19 protein-coding genes are annotated in these 19,488 nt (G+C 60.5%); 11 read left to right on the top strand and 8 right to left on the bottom strand.

All coding sequences use genetic code 11. The annotated features are described in order from the left end of the window. Positions 1 to 60: 60 nt before the first annotated feature. The 4 genes from GKKCFE_RS10875 to GKKCFE_RS10860 all read right to left on the bottom strand — a co-directional run bounded on the left by GKKCFE_RS10875 (position 61) and on the right by GKKCFE_RS10860 (position 5,427). A complete protein-coding gene (locus GKKCFE_RS10875; protein ID WP_445577824.1) occupies positions 61 to 774 on the bottom strand; it encodes a GntR family transcriptional regulator in 714 nt (237 codons plus the stop codon). A gap of 256 nt (positions 775 to 1,030) precedes the next feature. Next, complete coding sequence (locus tag GKKCFE_RS10870; protein WP_047226637.1) at positions 1,031 to 2,899, bottom strand: feruloyl-CoA synthase; 1,869 nt, start codon at positions 2,897 to 2,899, stop codon at positions 1,031 to 1,033. A gap of 142 nt (positions 2,900 to 3,041) precedes the next feature. Further along, positions 3,042 to 4,490 (bottom strand): aldehyde dehydrogenase, encoded by a 1,449-nt coding sequence (locus GKKCFE_RS10865; RefSeq protein WP_445577823.1) that lies wholly within the window; start codon positions 4,488 to 4,490, stop codon positions 3,042 to 3,044. A 106-nt stretch (positions 4,491 to 4,596) separates the two neighbouring features. Next, positions 4,597 to 5,427 (bottom strand): p-hydroxycinnamoyl CoA hydratase/lyase, encoded by an 831-nt coding sequence (locus tag GKKCFE_RS10860; protein ID WP_003202420.1) that lies wholly within the window; start codon positions 5,425 to 5,427, stop codon positions 4,597 to 4,599. A 216-nt stretch (positions 5,428 to 5,643) separates the two neighbouring features. On the opposite strand from GKKCFE_RS10860, the gene GKKCFE_RS10855 reads away from it, so the two are divergent. From GKKCFE_RS10855 to GKKCFE_RS10815, 9 genes are all read left to right on the top strand, one after another. After that, entirely contained in the window at positions 5,644 to 6,132 is a 489-nt protein-coding gene (locus tag GKKCFE_RS10855) for a MarR family winged helix-turn-helix transcriptional regulator (protein WP_047226534.1), read from the top strand. Between the two features lie 57 nt (positions 6,133 to 6,189). Further along, on the top strand, positions 6,190 to 6,753 hold the full coding sequence (pnuC, locus tag GKKCFE_RS10850; RefSeq protein ID WP_047226535.1) for a nicotinamide riboside transporter PnuC: 564 nt from the start codon (positions 6,190 to 6,192) through the stop codon (positions 6,751 to 6,753). Beyond that, complete coding sequence (locus tag GKKCFE_RS10845; RefSeq protein WP_047226536.1) at positions 6,750 to 7,274, top strand: AAA family ATPase; 525 nt, start codon at positions 6,750 to 6,752, stop codon at positions 7,272 to 7,274. The genes pnuC and GKKCFE_RS10845 overlap by 4 nt, the downstream gene beginning before the upstream one ends. Positions 7,275 to 7,594: 320 nt before the next feature. Beyond that, positions 7,595 to 8,044: a hypothetical protein gene (locus tag GKKCFE_RS10840; protein ID WP_076384961.1), complete on the top strand. Its 450-nt coding sequence runs from the start codon at positions 7,595 to 7,597 to the stop codon at positions 8,042 to 8,044. Position 8,045: 1 nt separating this feature from the next. Beyond that, positions 8,046 to 8,624, top strand: coding sequence for an adhesin (locus GKKCFE_RS10835; RefSeq protein WP_139050352.1), 579 nt, complete (start codon positions 8,046 to 8,048; stop codon positions 8,622 to 8,624). Between the two features lie 63 nt (positions 8,625 to 8,687). Further along, a complete protein-coding gene (locus GKKCFE_RS10830) occupies positions 8,688 to 9,671 on the top strand; it encodes a heme utilization protein (RefSeq protein WP_107322510.1) in 984 nt (327 codons plus the stop codon). Positions 9,672 to 9,736: 65 nt separating this feature from the next. Beyond that, positions 9,737 to 10,417, top strand: coding sequence for a C39 family peptidase (locus GKKCFE_RS10825; RefSeq protein WP_092397940.1), 681 nt, complete (start codon positions 9,737 to 9,739; stop codon positions 10,415 to 10,417). A gap of 58 nt (positions 10,418 to 10,475) precedes the next feature. Then, a complete protein-coding gene (locus GKKCFE_RS10820) occupies positions 10,476 to 11,222 on the top strand; it encodes a hypothetical protein (RefSeq protein ID WP_076384967.1) in 747 nt (248 codons plus the stop codon). A 46-nt stretch (positions 11,223 to 11,268) separates the two neighbouring features. Next, positions 11,269 to 12,546, top strand: coding sequence for a transporter (locus GKKCFE_RS10815; protein ID WP_445577822.1), 1,278 nt, complete (start codon positions 11,269 to 11,271; stop codon positions 12,544 to 12,546). A gap of 119 nt (positions 12,547 to 12,665) precedes the next feature. On the opposite strand, the gene GKKCFE_RS10810 is transcribed toward GKKCFE_RS10815, so the two are convergent. Continuing rightward, positions 12,666 to 13,991: a sigma-54 dependent transcriptional regulator gene (locus tag GKKCFE_RS10810; protein ID WP_047226543.1), complete on the bottom strand. Its 1,326-nt coding sequence runs from the start codon at positions 13,989 to 13,991 to the stop codon at positions 12,666 to 12,668. Positions 13,992 to 14,331: 340 nt separating this feature from the next. On the opposite strand from GKKCFE_RS10810, the gene GKKCFE_RS10805 reads away from it, so the two are divergent. Together GKKCFE_RS10805 and GKKCFE_RS10800 are read left to right on the top strand one after the other, a co-directional pair. Next, positions 14,332 to 14,598, top strand: coding sequence for a hypothetical protein (locus GKKCFE_RS10805; RefSeq protein ID WP_047226544.1), 267 nt, complete (start codon positions 14,332 to 14,334; stop codon positions 14,596 to 14,598). Between the two features lie 187 nt (positions 14,599 to 14,785). Beyond that, entirely contained in the window at positions 14,786 to 16,075 is a 1,290-nt protein-coding gene (locus tag GKKCFE_RS10800) for a hypothetical protein (RefSeq protein WP_445577821.1), read from the top strand. 13 nt (positions 16,076 to 16,088) lie between these two features. Here GKKCFE_RS10800 and GKKCFE_RS10795 read toward each other — a convergent pair whose 3' ends face one another. From GKKCFE_RS10795 to gnd, 3 genes are read right to left on the bottom strand one after another with little or no spacing between them, the layout of a single operon-like run. Next, positions 16,089 to 16,910 carry an HAD family hydrolase gene (locus GKKCFE_RS10795; RefSeq protein WP_047226638.1) on the bottom strand — a complete coding sequence of 274 codons (822 nt, stop codon included), beginning with the start codon at positions 16,908 to 16,910 and terminating at the stop codon, positions 16,089 to 16,091. Next, positions 16,903 to 18,426: a glucose-6-phosphate dehydrogenase gene (zwf, locus tag GKKCFE_RS10790; RefSeq protein WP_047226546.1), complete on the bottom strand. Its 1,524-nt coding sequence runs from the start codon at positions 18,424 to 18,426 to the stop codon at positions 16,903 to 16,905. The genes GKKCFE_RS10795 and zwf overlap by 8 nt, the downstream gene beginning before the upstream one ends. Then, positions 18,423 to 19,403, bottom strand: a complete 981-nt coding sequence (gene gnd / locus GKKCFE_RS10785) for a phosphogluconate dehydrogenase (NAD(+)-dependent, decarboxylating) (RefSeq protein ID WP_047226547.1) — start codon at positions 19,401 to 19,403, stop codon at positions 18,423 to 18,425. Before gnd ends, zwf begins: the two co-directional genes overlap by 4 nt. Between the last annotated feature and the right edge of the window lie 85 nt (positions 19,404 to 19,488).

Genomic DNA, 19,488 nt, shown 5'->3' with positions numbered 1-19,488 from the left:
TGCTATCGGCTGACAGACGGCTATCGCAAGCAAGCTTAGCTCCCCCAGCCGTATGCGTGCTCACTGCGCCCGAACAATCACCTTCATCCGCTCATCAGCCAACGTCGAGCCGAACACCTCGGCATAACGCAAAGTCGCATTGGCATGTTCACGCATGATTGCCTCGGCGCGGGCTCCCTGGCGATGGATCAGCGCATCGAACACCGAGTGGTGCTGCATGTGGGCGTAGTTGAAGCGGCGAAATTCGCCGGCCATGTTCTGACGATCCACCGCCAGGGCGGTGACTGAGGCAAATGGCAGGTGATCGTTGCGAGCCAGGGCATCGGCAATCGCCGGGTTATGGCTGCCCTCGACGATCACCTGATGAAAGCGCATGTTCAAGTCGTGATAGACCTCAAGGTCATCCTCGGTCACATAGCCCTTGGCAAACAGTTCGTCGCCCTGCACCAGGCATTGTTCAAGTGCCGCTCGCCCCTCTTCGGATAAGCCACGCTCGGCCGTTTGCCGCGCGGCCAGGCCTTCGAGCACACCACGCACCTCCACGGCCCCGGCGATTTCCTCGGCACTGACCGAGCGCACCTGGAATCCGCGACCACCGAAGCGCACCAGCAGCCCTTCCTGCTCCAGGGTACGAAACGCCATGCGCACCGGCATTCGCGAAACACCGAACAACTCAGCCGTGGGAATTTCCATCAAGCGCTCACCGCCCGCCAGCTCGCCTGAGGCGATCATCCTGCGCAATGCGACCAGCACCGTTTGGCCGGGCTTACTCATCCAGGTTCTTCCAGAGAAAACAGAGTCGCCATAGTAGAAGGCTTGGGACGGTGTGTCACGGCGGGGGTATGGAGCGAACGCAAGAGCAATCGAGCGCAGGAAAATCAGCGGGGCAGGCAGACCGCCATCGCGAGCAGGCTCGCTCCCACAATGGGTCCGCCATAGATCCTTGTGGGAGCGAGCCTGCTCGCGATGGCGGCAGACCAGACAACATTGATGGCAAGCCTTGCTGTCACGGATTTTGGGTCTGGACCGACTAGTTCGCCCGCAGGATCGACAGATCTTCGCCGCAATACAGCGCCTCGACTTTCGCCGCGCGCCATTGCAACACCGCCCGTTGGTTGATCGAGCCCTTGTCGGTGATTTCACCACGATCGATGGAGGGCGGCTCATCGAGCAAGGCAATCCACTCTACGCGGCTGGCGTTGCCGCTCGCCTCGCGGTTAAGACGTTGCAGCCAATCGGCAAACCACTGGCGTACCGGTGGGCTGGCCAAGACCTCGGCATCGCTGGCGCTCGGGGACAGGCCTGACAAGCGCCGGCATTCAGCCAGCCGTGGGAACACCAGCGCGCCCAGGCACTCGCGATCCGGCGCGGTCACCACCAGGTCCTGGACATACGGGGTCCCCTCCAGCACCGCCCGGTTACGCAGCGGCCCGACACTGACAAACACCCCAGAGGACAGCTTGAAGTCCTCGGCTATCCGTCCGTCAAACATCAGGCCCAATTGCGGGTCATGGGGATCGGCCAACTTGATCGCATCGCCCGAACAGTAAAAACCGTCTTCGTCGAATACCTCAGCGGTCTGCTGCGGCGAGCGCCAGTAGCCGGGCATGATGTGCGGTCCGCGGAAGCGCCCTTCGAACTTGCCGTCCACCGGCACCAGCCGCACCTCGCAGCCGGGTGCCGGCAAGCCGATGTAACCGGCCATGGACAACGGCCCGGTGGTAAAAGTGCAGGACGGCGACGCCTCCGTCATGCCCAGCCCGGCCATCATGCGAATGCGTTCGCCGCAATGCTGTTCGGCGACCTTGTCGAGCCGGTCCCAAGTACTTTGGGACAGACCCGCTGCCGCAAAAAAGAACAGACTGATGCGCTCGAAGAACCGCTCGCGCAACTCGCCGTCCTGCTCCAGGGCACTGACCAACTCTTCCCAACCTTTGGGCACGGTCAGGTACGCAGTGGGAGAAATCTCCTTGAGGTTGCGCAAGGTTTCGGCGAAGCCCTGGGCGGTGGGCTTGCCGTCGTCCAGGTAAAACGTGCCACCGTTGTACAACACGATGCCGACGTTGTGACTGCCACCGAATGTGTGGTTCCACGGCAACCAATCCACCAATACCGGCGGCGCTTCACCGAACACCGGAAAGGTCTGCAACAGCATTTGCTGATTGGCGCAGAGCATGCGTTGGGTAGTGATCACAGCCTTGGGCAGCTTGGTGGAGCCCGAGGTGAAGAGAAACTTGGCAATGCTGTCCGGTCCGGTGGCGGCAAAGGCCCGCTCGGCCTCAATACCACCGGGTTGCGCCAGCAGGCTGGCAAAGCTTGCCCTGGACCTTGCGGCCATTTCCCCGCGCACTGTGATCAAGGGGATGTCCGCCGGCAGCACCGCATTGATCGCCCGCTCAAACGGCGCGGCCTCGCTGACAAACACCAGCCCCGGCTGCAACAGATCGCAAACGTGCCGCAGCTTGGCGAAATCCTGGGATAGCAACGAATAGGCCGGCGACACCGGGCAATAAGGGATCCCGGCGTACATCGCGCCAAGGGCCATTTGCAGGTGCTCGATGTCATTACCCGATAGCAGCGCCAGAGGCTTTTCGGCTGACAGGCCATAGCTCAACAAACCTTGAGCGATGGCCCGCACGCTGTCGAGCATCTGAGCATAGCTGACTCGACGCCAGTCCCCGCCCGCCTGGCGGGCTGCAATAAAGGTCTGTTGCGGGCGCACCTCGGCCCAATGCACCAGGCGATCAAGCAAGCGCGTCGGCAACGCAGCCAACGGCTCCAGGGAGCGCATGTGCAGGATGCCCTGCTCTTCTCTGACTTCAACGGCTGGATGACCAATCGACACCTGGCGATAGCGCCCGGGACCGGCTCGGGAGGACGATCTGAACTCAACACTCACGTACATTTCCTCCATCAAGGCACGCCGAACCCGCGCGAAGCGAGCGGAGCGTGGCAGCATCTGGCTGCGGCCTTGTTATTGTTATGTCTGGCCTGCATCGGGCCGGCGATGTCCACGCGCCGCCGCCCGCATGCAACGGATATCAGATCGGGTAATGCCGGGCGCCGTTCTGCATCGTCACCCAGCGCAACTGGGTGAAATGTTCGATGGACGCCTTGCCGCCAAAACTGCCGTAACCGCTGGACTTGACTCCACCGAAGGGCATCTGCGCCTCGTCGTGCACGGTCGGACCATTGATGTGGCAGATGCCCGACTCGACCCGTTGGGCCAAAGCCAACGCCCGAGTGGTATCGCGGCTGAAAATGGCTGCCGAAAGGCCGAACTCGGAGTCGTTGGCCAGGCGCAACAAGGCTTCGTCGCCTTCACCACGCAGCAACACGGCCACCGGACCGAAAGACTCTTCGCGGTACAGGCGCATGTCTGGAGTGACGCCGTCGAGCAAGGTCGGCTGCAGAATGCTGCCGTCCAGTTGCCCTCCCGCCACCAGCGTCGCGCCTTTGGCCAAGGCATCGTCGATCAACCCCTTGATACGCTGGCCGGCACTGACGTCTACCAGCGAACCCAATACCGAATCACCGGCCGCAGGATCACCGGCACGCAAGGTGGCGATCTTGGCGCTCAGCCGGGAAACAAAGGCATCGGCCACGCTGGCATCGACGATCAGCCGCTCGGTGGACATGCAAATCTGCCCCTGATTGAAGTACGCCCCGAAGGCGGCGGCTTCTACCGCTGCATCCAAGTCAGCGTCATCCAGCACCAGCAACGGCGCCTTGCCGCCCAGTTCCAGTAATGCCGGCTTGAGGTGGCGCGCCGATAGTTCGCCAACGATGCGCCCGACATGGGTCGAGCCGGTGAAATTGACCCGGCGTACCGCAGGGTTGGCGATCAGCCGCGCGACAATGGCCGGTGCATCTGCCGGGGCATTGCAGATGACATTGACCACGCCATCGCCCAGTCCGGCGTCCTGCAATACCTGGCCAATCAAGCGGTGCACCGCCGGGCTGATTTCAGAAGCCTTGAGCACCACGGTGTTGCCGCAGGCCAGAGGCATGGCGATGGCGCGGGTGGCGAGAATCACCGGGGCATTCCACGGCGCGATACCCAGCACCACACCACACGGCTGACGCAGGGCCATGGCGAAACTACCGGGCACATCCGAAGGAATGATTTCGCCGTTGATCTGGGTGGTCATGGACGCGGCTTCGCGCAGCATATTCGCCGCCAGATGCACGTTGAAACCGTACCAGTTGGCCATGGCGCCCGTCTCGCCGGCAGCGGCGATGAACTCGCCAGTGCGCGCCTGCAATTGCTCGGCGGCACGCAGCAGACGCGTGCGTCGCTCATTGGGCGCCAGCGCTGCCCAGGCGGGAAACGCAGCTTGCGCGGCGGCCACGGCGGCGTCGGCATCCTCCAGCGTGGCAGCCGCCACACGGGAGACCACTTCACCGGTTACCGGATTGCAACTCTCGAAAGTCCGACCGTCACGGGCGGGGCACGACTGGCCGCCGATCAACAGGGGCACGTCCAGCATGGTGATTCCTCTTTATTGTCTTTATAGGGAACACATTCACAGTAGCGCCAAGGGCTTTTGAACAACAGCCTGCGGGCGCAGGATAGGCACCCGCCGCGCCGTCGTCTCAGCGCTTGTAGGTCTGCAACCCCGGCTTGATGCTCTTGTCGTCGAGGAACTGCTTCATCCCCTGCTCGCGACCACCCTCGGTGTCGAGCAGGCGCGACTGATCGAGCTTGGCGTACAGGTAATCCTCATTCTGCTCCCAGGTCAGTTCGCGGCAGCGTTTGAACCCGTGCTTGGCTGCTCGCAACACCACCGGGTTTTTCTCCAGCAGGTTACGCGCCAGCTCAACGGTGACTTCGCGCAGTTGCGCCAGGGGCACGCTTTCGTTGACCAGTCCCATCTCGGCGGCTTTCTGCCCGCCAAAGGTCTTGCCGGTCATGATGTAGTACAGCGACTGGCGATGGCCCACGGTATCAGCCATGGCCTTGCTGACCAGATTACCGGGCGGGATGCCCCAGTTGATTTCCGAAAGGCCGAAGGTCGCCTCGTCAGCGCAGATCGCCAGGTCACACGCCACCAGCGGGCTGAAGCCGCCACCGAAGCACCAGCCATTGACCATCGCAATGGTCGGCTTGGCGTACATGCGCAGCAGTTTCCATTGCCACTGGGAGGCTTCGCGACGGATTTTTTCTTGCAGGATTTCAGGCCCGGCATCTACTTCGCGGAAATACTCCTTGAGGTCCATGCCGGCCGTCCAGGCATCACCGGCCCCGGTCAGCACCAGTACACCGGCGGCCGGGTCCTGCTCCAGGGTTTCCAGCACGTCGATCATCTCGCGATTGAGCGTCGGACTCATGGCGTTGCGTTTTTCCGGACGATTGAGGGTGACCCAGGCAATGCCTTCCTCGATATCGACCTTGACCGTTTTCCAGCGACCTTCGTAATTGCTCATGGCGGGCGTGCTCTCTTGTTCTTGGCTGAAGATGAGCAAAAATTAAACTCGAAAACTAGTTATGTCAATTAACTATTAATCCATTTATCTGTATTTTTCCCAACGGACAGGACAAAGCGGCAAATCACGATTTCGATATCCACCATAGCCATCGCGCTTCAACCTCGGCAAAATGGATAGCCTTGTTAATCACTCACCTTGAGGATGCTCCCTCCGATGGCCAAGTCTTCCAAGCTTGCCGAACCCGCCGAGCCCCAGGCCAGCGGTACCGACGCACAGGCCCCGCTGGACTCCGCGCTGGATGATCTGATCGGTTACGCCCTGCGTCGCGCCCAGTTGAAACTGTTCCAGAACCTGATCGGTCGACTCGCCATCCACGATCTGCGGCCCGCCCAATTTTCGGCCCTGGCGATCATCGACCAGAACCCCGGCCTGATGCAGACCGATCTGGCCAAGGCCCTGTCGATCGAACCGCCGCAAGTCGTGCCCCTGTTGAACAAGCTGGAAAGCCGGGCACTGGCCGTGCGGGTGCGGTGCAAGCCCGACAAACGCTCCTACGGGATATTCCTGAGCAAAACCGGCGAAACCCTGCTCAAGGAACTCAAGCAAATCGCCGCACAGAGCGACCTGGACTCCACCTCAACGCTTGACGGTGCCGAGCGCGAAGAATTGCTGCGCCTGCTCAAGAAGGTTTACCAGGCATAGAAAAACGGGCGCCAGCGTTTACAATCACCGCCTTCTCCTACTACCCAAGGAATCGCCATGTCCGGGCTTGAACTGTTTGCCGCAGCCCTCGGCGTGATTGCTGTCTGGTTGACCGTCAAGCAGAACCCCTGGTGCTGGCCGATCGGCCTGGTCATGGTGCTGCTCTATAGCTGGATCTTCTTCGAAGTGAAGCTGTACTCGGACATGTTGCTGCAGTGTGTCTACGCCGTACTGCAACTCTATGGCTGGTACCAATGGACTCGTGCGGGGCAGCATCATGAGGGGCGACAAATCACCCGTCTGGGCGCGCCTTCAGTATTGCGTGGCCTGGCGGTCGGCGCGGCAGGCAGCCTGATGCTGGGTGCTGCCATGGCGCACTGGACCGACGCCGCCCAGCCCTGGCTCGACGCTGCACTCACCGGCTTCAGTCTCGTGGCGCAGTGGTGGATGGCGCAAAAACGCGTGCAATGCTGGCCGTTGTGGATCGCCCTGGACATCATCTTCGTGGGCTTGTTCATCTACAAGGACCTGTACCTGACCGCTGCGCTCTACGCTTTGTTCACGCTGTTGGCCGTACAAGGCTGGCGCGAATGGCGCGCCGACCCGGTCCTGCGCACATGAAGGTGATGGTGCTCACCGGCCCGGAGTCCAGCGGCAAGAGCTGGCTGGCGGCGCAGTTGCAGGAGCACTTCGGCGGCTTGCGGGTGGACGAATACGTTCGCCACTTCATGGAGCAGAACCCGCGTGAGACCCGCCTGTCGGACATCACCGATATCGCCGCAGGACAGTTGGCCTGGGAAGACGCAGCCCGCGCCGGTAAACCACCGTTGTTGATCCTCGACACCCACCTGTTGAGCAACATCCTCTGGAGCCAAACCCTGTTCGGCGACTGCCCAAGCTGGCTGGAGCCGGCCTTGCTGGCCCGCCATTACGACTTGCACCTGCTGCTGAGCCCGCAACAGGTCGAATGGACGGGCGACGGCCTGCGCTGCCAACCCGAACTGGAAGACCGAATGAGGTTTTTCGAGGCTATCGAGCAATGGCTGGTTCGGCATCAGCAACCCTTCCAGGTTATTGAAGGCGATTGGGCGCAACGTCGGGAACGGGTGTTTGCAACCGTGACTCGACTGCTCCAAGCCTGATTTACCCCTCTGTTTGTACCACTCTTGAAACACCCCAGTCGTGGCAAACCCGGCTCCAGAGCACTTCGATGGTTTTTCCATTGCCTTTGTCAGGTTCTTGAAACACCTGCTTGCGAAGCCTTGAACCAGAGCCAAGCGATAGCGCCCGGCCATTAGCCTCTATCGGCATGTCTCACGGATGAAACAGGTGCTGGGCGAAACTCCCCTTAAATATAGCAACCCATTGAATTTGATAGATTTTTTATAACCGGCACAACACCTGCTCTTCCTCCTTCGCAACGCTGGACCAAGGCCAGCCCACCGAAGAAGGAATCGATGCCGTGGGGACTTTCAATAGAAGCTTGACCTGCCTGCTGTTGATCGGCTGCGCCGCTGGCGCGACGTTCAGCCTCCCTGTGCAGGCCGAGGGCAACGGCGTCATTGTGCTCACCCGTGACGTACAGCCCGTTCATATCGGTCGCAACGGTGGCAAAGACCCCTACCCGAGCACCGTCAACGCCAACCCATCTGATCGAGTCAATCAAGCGACCGCCAGCATCGAGCTGAGCGACGGCGAATTCGCCAGCGTCGCCAGCGGCTCGTCGATCCGCAACGCCGTCAACCCGAACAACACCGGCGTACAAGGTCTGAACATCGTGACCAACCCCAACGGCTTGCCGGGCATGCGCGCCGGTCACGGTGGCGGCAACGGTGGTGCCATCTCCGGCACGATCAACCGCTCGCTGAGTTCAGGGCTGGCCCCGCTGGGCCGGCTGGCCGGAGGTCAGTGACATGAAGCCAACCCTGTTTCTGCTTGCCCTGCTCGGCTCGTCCACCGCGTTCGCCGATCCGGGCGCGGCGGTGATCAGCAATGCCAATCTGCAGGATTCCGGCAGCCGCTATACCGGCAACTTCAACGTCAACCAGGCCGCTGGCGATCAGACCCAGCAGACCAACACCCGGGCCATCGCCATCGGCACTCACGCCCAGGCCACCACTGTCGTGCGTCAACGACTGGACACCGCGGCCGACCCGTCGATGAACGCAACGGCCCGCATCGGCGGCAGCTCATTTAGCAACGGCAACGGAGTACTGGGCGTGAACCAGTCCGCCGGCGCCAACAACCAGATGGCCAATGTCATGCGGGTGGGCATCAGTGCCCGGCCGCAGAGCATCGACGATAGCGCCCTTTCTCAACAGAACGTGGCGTTGTTACCAAACTCAGGAGCAACTGGCACCCCAACCGGCAGTCGCCAGGTCGTCACCAGCGACCAGGCCTTCACCGGCAGCCGAGGGGTTATCCAGGTGAACCAGAGTGCCGGGGTGGGGAACCGCATGGCTAACACCCTGAGCATCCGGGTCGCTGACTGACCCGAAAAACGTGGGCATAAGAAAGTACTGACACTTAACCAACGACACGCAAGGAGAAACACCATGAAACCAACAATGGCACTTAAACCATTGGTTTTCGCTCTCGCCGCTGTCATGGCAATGGCTGCACAGGCTGATGGAAACGGACGTGGCAACGGGCACGGCAACGGGCATGGCAATCACGGTCCGCAAGGTCCGTCGTTTGAACAACTGCTTTCGATCACCGCCGGGGCTAGCGCGACCGTGATGGATGAGCAGAACAGCGACGGCAACGTGGTGACCAACCAGGCCACCCGCAACACGGCTGAAGCCGCTGACTCGCTCAATGGCAGCAACGGCAATATGGGCGCCAACATCGCCGCCGGCGATGGCAACCAGCAGGACAACGCCGCCGCCATCGCCACCGCTGACGAAGCATTCATCTTCGGCTCGGCGGTCGCGACCTCCAGCGCCATGCAGGTCAATAACAATAACTACGTCAAAAACAACTCGACCCGAAACAACGCCTCGCTCACCAATGCGGGCAACAATGGCTCCGGCAACATCGGCATCAACGTGACGGCCGGCAACTTCAACCAACAGAAAAACAACCTGGCCATCGCTGTATCGGGCGGACGTGTCGCAGAGGCCGCAGCCTCGGCTGATCAGTCTTCCACCGGCCTTGTGGTCGACAACAAGGGCGTACGGACCTACAAGACCGACACCCTCACCAGCACCTACGCTGCTTCCGGCACCTTCAAGGCCAAAGGCACCGGCACCGTCGAAGACGACGACCATGGCGGCTGGGGCAACAGAGGCGGCTACGGCGGCGGTCACGATGACGACAAGTTCAAGTTCTCCGCCGTGGGCACTTTCGAACTGGCCGGCAGCAACACTCAACAAGTGCTGACCCGCGATGGCTGGAAAAACCCTGTCATCAACAACGCGACCATGACCAACTCCATGAACGGCTTCTCCGGTAACGGCGGCGCCAACGTGTCGGCGGGCGTGGGCAACCAGCAAAGCAACTCGCTGTCCATTTCGGCCGGTTGCAGGGCTTGCATGTAAGCGCGATCGAAACGAAGCCCCGGAAACGGGGCTTCTTTCCCAGGTGTGCATAAGGCGTATCGATCATGCGAGCGGCAGCCCTTTCTCTGCTCCTTTGTCTGGCCGGCGTGGCTGAAGCTGCGCAAATGCCGGTCGCCGCCCTACCCGGCGGCATGTTGGTCTACAAGCCAGTACAGAGTGTGCGCGAGCGCAAGTTCAGTGACATCGTCGAACAGAAAACCGATTTCAGTTGCGGCGCCGCCGCGCTGGCCACGGTACTGCGCCAGGCCTATTGGCTTGACGTGGATGAAGAGCACGTCATCAAGGGCATGCTGGTCAAAGCCGACCATGACCTGGTCCGCACCCAGGGATTTTCCATGCTCGATATGAAGCGCTACGTGGAAAGCATCGGCATGCGCGCCAGGGGCTACCGGATACCGCCGGAAAAGCTCGAGGCAGTGACAATTCCGGTGGTGGTCCTGATGGACATCCGTGGCTACAAGCACTTCGTGGTATTGCAGCGAGCCGACCAGCAATGGGTTTATATCGCCGACCCCGTACTGGGGCACAAGCGCTACGCCCATGACGATTTCGTCAAAGGCTGGAACGGCATCGTGTTTGCCATCGTCGGCCCGGGTTACGACAAGACCAACGCACTGCGCACCCCTCCGCAACCGCTAACGGCGCGTAACAAACTGGACGGGTTCAACCCGGTCAAAGATGCAGAGCTGATGGATTTTGGTTTCATACAGAGCGACTTTTTCTAATCGCCGACCAATCGCCAACCATAAGTACAAAAGGAGCAGGAAGCTCCGGGAGCAGCACATGAAAACTTCACGTTGGCTGGCGTTTGCCAGCCTTGCCGCGGCTGTGTCGGGCCATGCCCACGCCGGATTCAAACCCATCGAAGTCAAGGATCAGGAGCTTGCCGAACTGCGTGGACGCTATGTCATGCCCGGTCGGGTCATCAGCTTCGGCATCGTCATGAGCAGCACCTGGCGCAACGCCAGTGGCGACCTGATCGGCGCGAGCAGTTCCATGCAAATCCAGGCGGCCACCGTCAAACCCCAGTTCTATGTTTCAACGATCAAGCAGACCGGCAATGGCCAGGCCCCGCAACAGGGCAGCGGCAACATTGTCGGTGGCGCGGGCCTGGCCGGTGGCCAGGGCGTGACCCAGAGCGTGCGCGCCGCGGGCGATGGCAATTCCGCCTACAACAACGTCAGCATCAACGTCAGGGAAAGCAACCAGGCACCCGCATTGGTGCCTGCTCAAGGCCAACTGCTGAGCAAAGGCCAAACCATCAGCGGCAGCAACGCCGCCGGCAGTGTCGCGGTTACCGCCACCGGCAGCGGCGTGCAGATGGCGATCCAGGCCAACCACAACCAGGGTAGTTCTCTGCAACAAGTCGCCCAGGGCGGCTTGCTGCAAAACACTCGCTTGCTGGGTAACAGCAACCTGGTCAACAACATGACGCAACTCAACGTGGTGTTGAACAACAACGGCCTCAGCGCCGGAGCTTTGGACTGCAACCTGACCCAGCTGCGCGGACTGCGCAATCTCGGATATTGAACTACGCTGCCTTGCGACCACTGGGCAAATAGGGACGGCATATTTCATGTATCGATCCGTATCGTTGCGCGCTGTGATGTGCGTAAGCACTCTTTTACCGGCGCCCCTGCTGCAAGCAGCACCTGACGCCGACATTCAAGCACTGAAGCAGGAGCTTCTCGAGCTCAGACAACGATACGAGGTCCAGCAAAGAGCCCTGGCGGTACTCGAACAGCGAGTCCGCCAGGTCGAGGATCAACCCGCTGCTCCCCCGCCCAAGCGCCTGGCCAAATCCCCAGCCGACATGAAAGGCAACCAGACTGCGGCTGGCGGCGCAGCGGCCGGTGGCAGCGGTTACGGGCAGTCTCTGGCCGATGATTCGCAGCCCGCCCAGAGTGTCTCCAACCTCTATGACGAGGCCAGCGGCTTTTTTGGCGGTGGCAAGTTCAGCTTCGAAACCGGCGTGACCTATTCGCGCTACGACACACGACAATTGATTCTGAACGGCTTCCTGGCCCTGGACTCGATTTTCCTGGGCAACATCAACCTGGACAGGATCAAGGCCGACACCTGGACCCTGGACCTCACCGGCCGTTACAACTTCGACAATCGCTGGCAGTTCGACCTCAACATACCGGTGGTCTACCGCGAATCCACCTATCAGTCCGGCGGTGCCAACCAAGGGGCAGCTGGGGTGACCAGCGAAGAAACCGTTACCCGCGATCCCACCATCGGTGACGTCAACTTCGGCATCGCCTACAAGTTCATGGACGAATCGATCAACAGCCCGGACGCGGTGCTCACTCTGCGCGTCAAGGCACCAACCGGCGAGGAGCCGTTCGGCATCAAGCTGCGCCAGTCCCAGGCCAACACCAACCTGTTCGTGCCTGAAGACCTGCCCACCGGCAACGGCGTATGGTCGATCACACCCGGGATCTCGCTGGTCAAGACCTTCGATCCGGCAGTGCTGTTCGGCAGCCTTTCCTACACCCATAACTTCGAAGAGTCCTTCGACGACATAAGCTCCACCGTCAACCAGAGGATACCGGGCAAGGTGCGGATCGGCGACAGCTTCCAGATCGGCGCGGGCATTGCCTTCGCGCTGAACGAGAAGATGAGTATGTCGTTCTCGGTTTCCGACCTCATACAAAAGAAAAGCAAGCTCAAACAGGACGGCGGGGATTGGGAATCGGTGGTTTCCAGCGACGCCAATGCCGGCTACTTCAACATCGGCATGACCGTAGCCGCCAGTGACAACCTGACCATCGTCCCCAACCTGTCCATCGGTCTGACCGACGATGCACCGGACTTCACCTTTAGCCTGAAATTCCCGTATTACTTCTAACGCAGTACCCTGTGGGAGCGAGCCTGCTCGCGATAGCGCTAGATCAGTGACCTGTTGGTGACTGACACACCGCTACCGCGAGCAAGCTCGCCCCCACATCGAATAGTGCAAGGCTTGATTCAGCGGATTTGATGCTTGTGCAGAAGCCGGTAGAACGTCGGCCGGGATATGCCCAGCACGCGGGCAGCAACACTCAGGTTGTCACTGTGCCGGTTAAGCACATCGCTCAACGCCTGGCGCTCAGCACGGGTCTTGTAGTCTTCAAGGGTGCCCATCGGCGCGACCGGCCCTTGATGGCCTGTCAGGCCAAGGTCCATCGCTTCGATCTGCCGCCCCTCGGCCAACACCAGGCCGCGACGTACCCGGTTGGCCAGCTCACGCACATTGCCCGGCCAGTCATGCTTGCCCATGGCCACCAACGCGTCTTCACTGAAACTGCGAGGCCGGCGACCGGTTTCCTGACTGTAGAAATGCGAGAAGTGGCTGGCCAGCATCGACAAATCGCCATGGCGTTCACGCAACGGCGCCATCAGCACCTGCAGCACGTTCAAGCGATAATACAGGTCTTCACGAAACAGCTTGTGCTCGATGGCGGCTTCCAGATCCACATGGGTGGCGGCCAAAATCCGCACATCCACGGCGATTGGCTGGCTGCCTCCGACCCGCTCGATGTGTTTCTCCTGCAGGAAACGCAACAGATTGGCCTGTAGCTCCAACGGCAGGTCGCCAATTTCATCCAGAAACAGGGTGCCGCCGTGAGCCGCTTCGATCCGCCCGATCTTGCGCTGATGGGCACCCGTGAAAGCGCCTTTCTCGTGCCCGAACAATTCCGACTGGATCAAGTGCTCCGGTATCGCGCCACAATTGATGGCAATGAACGGTTTGTTGCGCCGATGGGATTGGCGATGCAGCGTGCGCGCCACCAACTCCTTGCCGGTGCCGCTTTCACCGCGAATCAACACTGGCGATTCGGCAGGTGCCAGCTTGCTCAACAATTTGCGCAGCTCCCGAATGGGTTTGCTGTCGCCCAGTAATTCATGTTCGGGCTCATTGATGTGAATCGAGCCCTGTCCGCGCAAACGCGCCATGCCAAAGGCGCGGCCCAGAGTCACCTGAACCCGGGACACGTCGAATGGCAAGGTATGAAAATCAAAAAACCACTCGCAGACAAAATCCCCCACATTCTTCAGACGCAACACTTCCTGATTCAGGACGGCGATCCACTCGGTGCCGCTGCGGCTGATCAACTCCTTGACCGCCTCCGGCCGTTCCAGATGAAAAGGTTGAAGTCGCAACAGGCCCACATCGCACGTTCGATCGCCCGCATGTTCCAGGGAACAACTCTCCACGTCCCAGCCAATGGTGCGTAATCCGGGCAACAGGCGATGGCAATCATCGCAGGGATCAACCACGAGCAGACGACGCGACGTACTGGCTTCGATCATGACTGATCCTTGGCGCCAAAATAAGGAATATGAGGAAAAACAGTCGTTTGGCGAACCTGCATGTAACAGTAGCAAGAAGTTGACACCTGCTTGTATCAATTGATTATCGAGTTCGCTTTAAAGTGGTTATAAGCGCGCGTTTCGTTAGTTGTCGCCCGCTGGAATCTTTCATCAAGCTTTCAAACAAAAGTCCAAAAGCCGGGTCTGAAAGAAAATCGAAATTTATTTAAGGAATGTGTGACCTGCCCCCCCTTACAAGACATCAGTACAAGTAACCAGCCGCCCGGTACGCCCAACCGACGGCACATCATTTGATTGGGCATACTTAAGAGATAACGCCATGAACGCCCCGCTCCGTATCAACGAAGCTCTTTTGATTGCCGACCGCGCCTTTCGTCCTTTTCAATGCGTGGCCTGGGCTCCACAAGACGGTAATGGTGAACTGAGCCTGACCGTCATTGACCGCACCAATACTCATATTGGCCGCACTCAGATTCCAAGCAGTGCCTACACCGACCCGGCCCAACTGGCTGACTGCTTGAAACAGGCCCGTGCCGAGTTGAGCCAGGAAGGCTACACCCTGCAATCCTGGTCCATGCCTGAGTAAATCCTTAGCGGTAAACCTGATGATGGATTGCAGGCTTTGCACTGGATCGAAAAGCCAGTGTTCTGGCACGATTCGCTGCTGTTTCTGCAGAGTCTGATAGTTGTGCATTGTCACATTCAGGGATTGAATGTTGCCCTCATGCAGTCGTCGCCCCTCCGGGCTTATCGACACGCAAGGAGAGGCATGCATGCTCGATCAATCCGCGTTTGCAATGCCGACGGCCGCGACCTGTGCCGGCCATCTCGACCCAGGCTTTGCCGATAACGGTAAAGCCTGGTTGCATTTCACCGGTAGCCTCGGGAGCCTGACCACGGGCCTGACGGTCGATCATGCCGGAAGGATCCTGGTGGCAGCCCGGATCGAAACGACCGAAGGCAGCCGGTTCGGGCTTGCACGGCTCAACCACGACGGTTCGGCTGACGCGAACTTCGGACACCATGGCTATGTGATCGGCTCTTTTGAGCGCGGCTTCGAAGCCACGGCAGGCAAGGTGATGGAATTACCCGACGGCCGTATCCTGCTGTCCGGTCTGCACTACGAAAACAGCGACCGCACCCTGCCCGCCATCGCGCTGTTCGATCAGCAGGGCCGCGCCGTTCAAAGCTTCGGCAGCGCCGGGCGGCAGGTCATACGGCTGTGCGGCAACCTTTCCCAAGGTCTGCGCGACACCTGGCTCCCACCCGGCGTACCGGGTCTTGAAGCCTGTGACATGCGGGTGCAGGCCGATGGCCGGATCCTCATCCTCGCCAACCATCATTACCAATTATCTGACCATGTCGGCATCCTGATCCGGCTCCTGCCGGACGGCGCATTGGACACTTCGTTCAACAACCGCGGCTTTGTGATGGTCCGGCATCTGTTGAAAAACACTTGGCTGGGTTGTATGGCGCTTCAGGCCGACGGCAGCATCGTGGTCGGCGGAGTGATTGACTTGCCCCAACAAGGTTTGATGGCCCGCTATGATCCCAGCGGCACACTGGATGACAGCTTTGGCGAGAACGGTTTCCTGTCCATCACGACTCAGCAGCACAGCGTGATGGTCAGCCAGATCGTCCAACTTCCAGACGGTGATCTGCAAGCACTGGGCAGCAGCCGCGACCCGATGCATTGCCTGTCGCTAAGAGTGGGCAGAGACGGCAAACCGGACCCTCGTTGCAATCAAGGACAGTGTCAGCTCCTGACATTTGGCAACAGCGCCAGTCAGTGGACGGCGGCCCAGCTTCAAGCGGACGCAAAGCTAGTGACCGCTGGGGCCACCATCGGCGGTATCGAAACGGACTTCGTTCTGGCCCGGCACTTGCCGGACGCCAGCCTCGACCCGGATTTCGGTGAGGGCAGCGGTTGGGTCCGCACTCGGCTGGGCTACAGCCTCGACACCGCCACATCCCTGGCGCTGCAGGCAGACGGAAAGATTCTGGTGGGCGGCTACTCTCTGCATGGCACGTATCGGGCGGTGGTGGTGCGGTACCGGCCCTGATGATTTGCGTGGTTCATCGAGCCAGAATGAATCGCTCGATTGCCAGCGCCGCACCGTCTTCGGTGTTGGCTGCGGTGATGACATCGGCCTGACGCTGAATCGCCTCCTCCGCCTGCCCCATGGCAATCGACAACCCCGCACGGTGAAACATCGCCGGATCGTTGCCACCGTCGCCCATGGCGGCAGTCTGTTCCAACGGCACCCCCAGGAACGCTGCCAGGGTCGCCAGCGCTTCACCCTTGTTTGCCCGCATCGCCGTCACATCCAGATAGATCGGTTGCGAACGCGAGACCTGAGCCTGGCCCTTGAGCAGCGGATGCAAGCGCGCCTCCAGCTCAACCAGTAGCTGCGTATTGGCGCTGGTGGCGACGATCTTGTCGATACGTTCCAGGTAAGGCTCGAAACTCTCGACTTGCACCGGCGGATAGCCAAGCCCACGCGTTTCCACCGGCACCATCGGACCGTTGGCGTCGCGCACCAGCCAGTCACCGTCGGCAAACACCCAGACCTCGATATCAGGCTGGTCGGCGTACAAGGCCAGCGTCGCCAAAGCCGCCTCAGGTGGCAGGTAGTGCACGGCGAGGAAACTGCCGTCCGGGTGGACCAGCGTACCGCCATTGAACGCGGCGGTAGGCAGGTCCACGCCCAAGGCTTCGATCTGCTGCAACATCGCCCGGGGCGGCCGCCCGGTGGCGAGGCTGAACATCACGCCCGCCTCGCGCAGCGAGCGAACGGCCTCGATAGTGCGCTGGTTGAGACTGTGGTCGGGCAGCAGCAGCGTGCCGTCCATGTCACTGAGTAAAAAGCGGATGGGGTGTTTCACCTGATCACTCATCGAGCGCATGCCAAACGCGGCCATCGCGTGTCAGCAGGTCATCTGCGGCCGACGGACCATCTTCACCGGCCTTGTAGAACTGGACCGTCGCGTCCTGTTGCCAGGCATCGAGGAACGGCTGGACCACACGCCAGCCGTTTTCAATGTTGTCGGCACGCTGGAACAAGGTCTGATCGCCGGTCAGGCAGTCGTAGATCAAGGTTTCGTAGCCCGTGGACGGTTGCATTTCGAAGAAGTCCTTGTAGGCAAATCCCAGTTCAATATTCGCCATGTCGAGGGTCGGACCCGGCCGCTTGGCCAGCAGGTCGAACCACATGCCTTCATTGGGCTGGATCTGGATTCTCAAGTACGTAGGTTGCAGTTCATCGACTTCGGTATCGCGAAACTGCGCGTAAGGCGCCGGTTTGAAGCAGATGACAATTTCCGTGTCCCGCACACTCATGCGTTTGCCTGTGCGCAGGTAAAACGGCACCCCGACCCAACGCCAGTTATCGATCATCACCTTGAGGGCGACGTAGGTTTCGGTATTGCTGTCGGGCGCGACATTGGCTTCCTCGCGGTAACCATTGACCGGTCTGTCGTCGACGTGGCCTGCGGTGTACTGGCCACGCACCGAGTTGGCGCGGGCCTGCTCCACCGACCAGGGGCGAATGGCCCCGACCACCTTGGCCTTCTCACCACGCACCGCATCGGCGCCAAAGGCGGCCGGCGGTTCCATGGCCACCATCGCCAGCAACTGGAACAAGTGGTTGGGCACCATGTCCCGCAGGGCGCCGGTGTGTTCATAGAAACTGCCACGGGTTTCCACGCCAACGGTTTCTGCGGCGGTGATTTGTACGTGGTCGATGTAGTGATTGTTCCAGAAGGCCTCGAACAGGCTGTTGGAAAAACGGCTGACCAGAATGTTCTGCACCGTTTCCTTGCCCAGATAATGGTCGATCCGGTAGATCTGTTTTTCGCTCATGACTTTGAGCAGGCAGGCATTGAGCGCTTCGGCGGTTTGCAGGTCGGAACCGAACGGTTTCTCGATCACCACACGCCGGAAGGCATCATCCTGTTCCTGAAGCAGCCCGGCCGCACCGAGGCGGCGGACCACTTCACTGAAAAAGCGCGGCGCGGTCGCCAGATAGAAAACCGCGTTGCCGGTGCCACTGGCGGCGATCTTCGCCGCCAGTGCTTCGTAGGTGCTGTCATCGAGGAAGTCACCCTGAACGTAACTGATGCCCCGAGCCAGACTGGCCCACAGCACCGGGTCGAGCGCCCGGTCGGCATCGCCGCCCTTGCTCGCCGCCTGGTGACGGATGAAATCCTCGAGTTTCCGGGCGAAGTCCACATCACTGATAGCGTTGTGGTCGACGCCAATGATCTGCAGGCCATCCCCCAGCAGCCCGTCGCGACTGAGGTGGTACAGCGCCGGCATCAGCAGACGCTTGACCAGATCGCCATGGGCGCCGAACAGAAACAGCGTGGTCGGCGGCGCGGGTTCTGCCTTGGATTTCCTGCCGATCGAGGTCATTTTTTCGGCGTCTCCACGTGACCACCGAAGCCAAAGCGCATGGCCGAGAGCATCTTGTCACCGTAGGTGCTCTGCTGGCGCGAGCGGAAACGGGCGAACAATGAACTGGAGAGCACCGGCACCGGCACCGCTTGCTCAATGGCCGCTTCGATGGTCCAGCGTCCTTCACCACTGTCGGCAACCTCACCGGAGAAGCCGTCCAACTTCGGATCGCTGGCCAAGGCGTCGGCGGTCAAATCCAGCAGCCAGGACGACACCACACTGCCGCGACGCCAGACTTCGGCGATATCGGCCACGTTCAAGTCAAATCGCTGCTCAGGTGGCAGGCTTTCGCTGGATTTGGTCTTGAGGATGTCAAAGCCCTCGGCGAAGGCCTGCATCATTCCGTATTCAATGCCGTTGTGGATCATCTTCACGAAATGCCCCGAACCGGCCGGGCCCGCGTGGATGTAGCCGCGTTCAGCGCGATCATCGTCGGACTTGCGGTCGCGGGTGCGCGGGATATCGCCCATCCCTGGTGCCAGGCTGTCAAACAAGGGGTCCAGGCGCTTCACCACTTCGGCGTCACCCCCAATCATCATGCAATAACCGCGTTCCAGGCCCCAAACGCCGCCGGAAGTGCCGACGTCGATATAATTCAGGCCCTTGACCGACAAGGCCTGCGCGCGACGGATGTCATCCTTGTAGTACGTGTTACCGCCATCAATGATGACGTCGCCCGGCTCCAGCAACTCGCTGAGAACGTTAATCGTGTCTTCGGTGGGTGCGCCGGCAGGCAACATGACCCAGACAGCCCGTGGTTTTTCCAGACCGGCCACCAGTTGCGGCAGATCCGCGACGCCCGTTGCGCCCTCCTGGCTCAGGTTTTCAACAAAGGCGGCATTGCGATCGTAGACGACGGTGGTATGCCCATTGAGCATCAGGCGCCGCGCAATATTGCCGCCCATGCGGCCCAGTCCAATGATCCCGAGTTGCATGTGCTGATGCTCCCTACTACAAATAAAGGTGTGTCAAAGGTTTAGCTCAATCGACGAGTGGAGGTTAGTCCAGAGCATTGCTGCA

This window comes from Pseudomonas sp. E141 (assembly GCF_052659885.1).
This window is presented reverse-complemented; position numbering and strand designations above follow the sequence as displayed.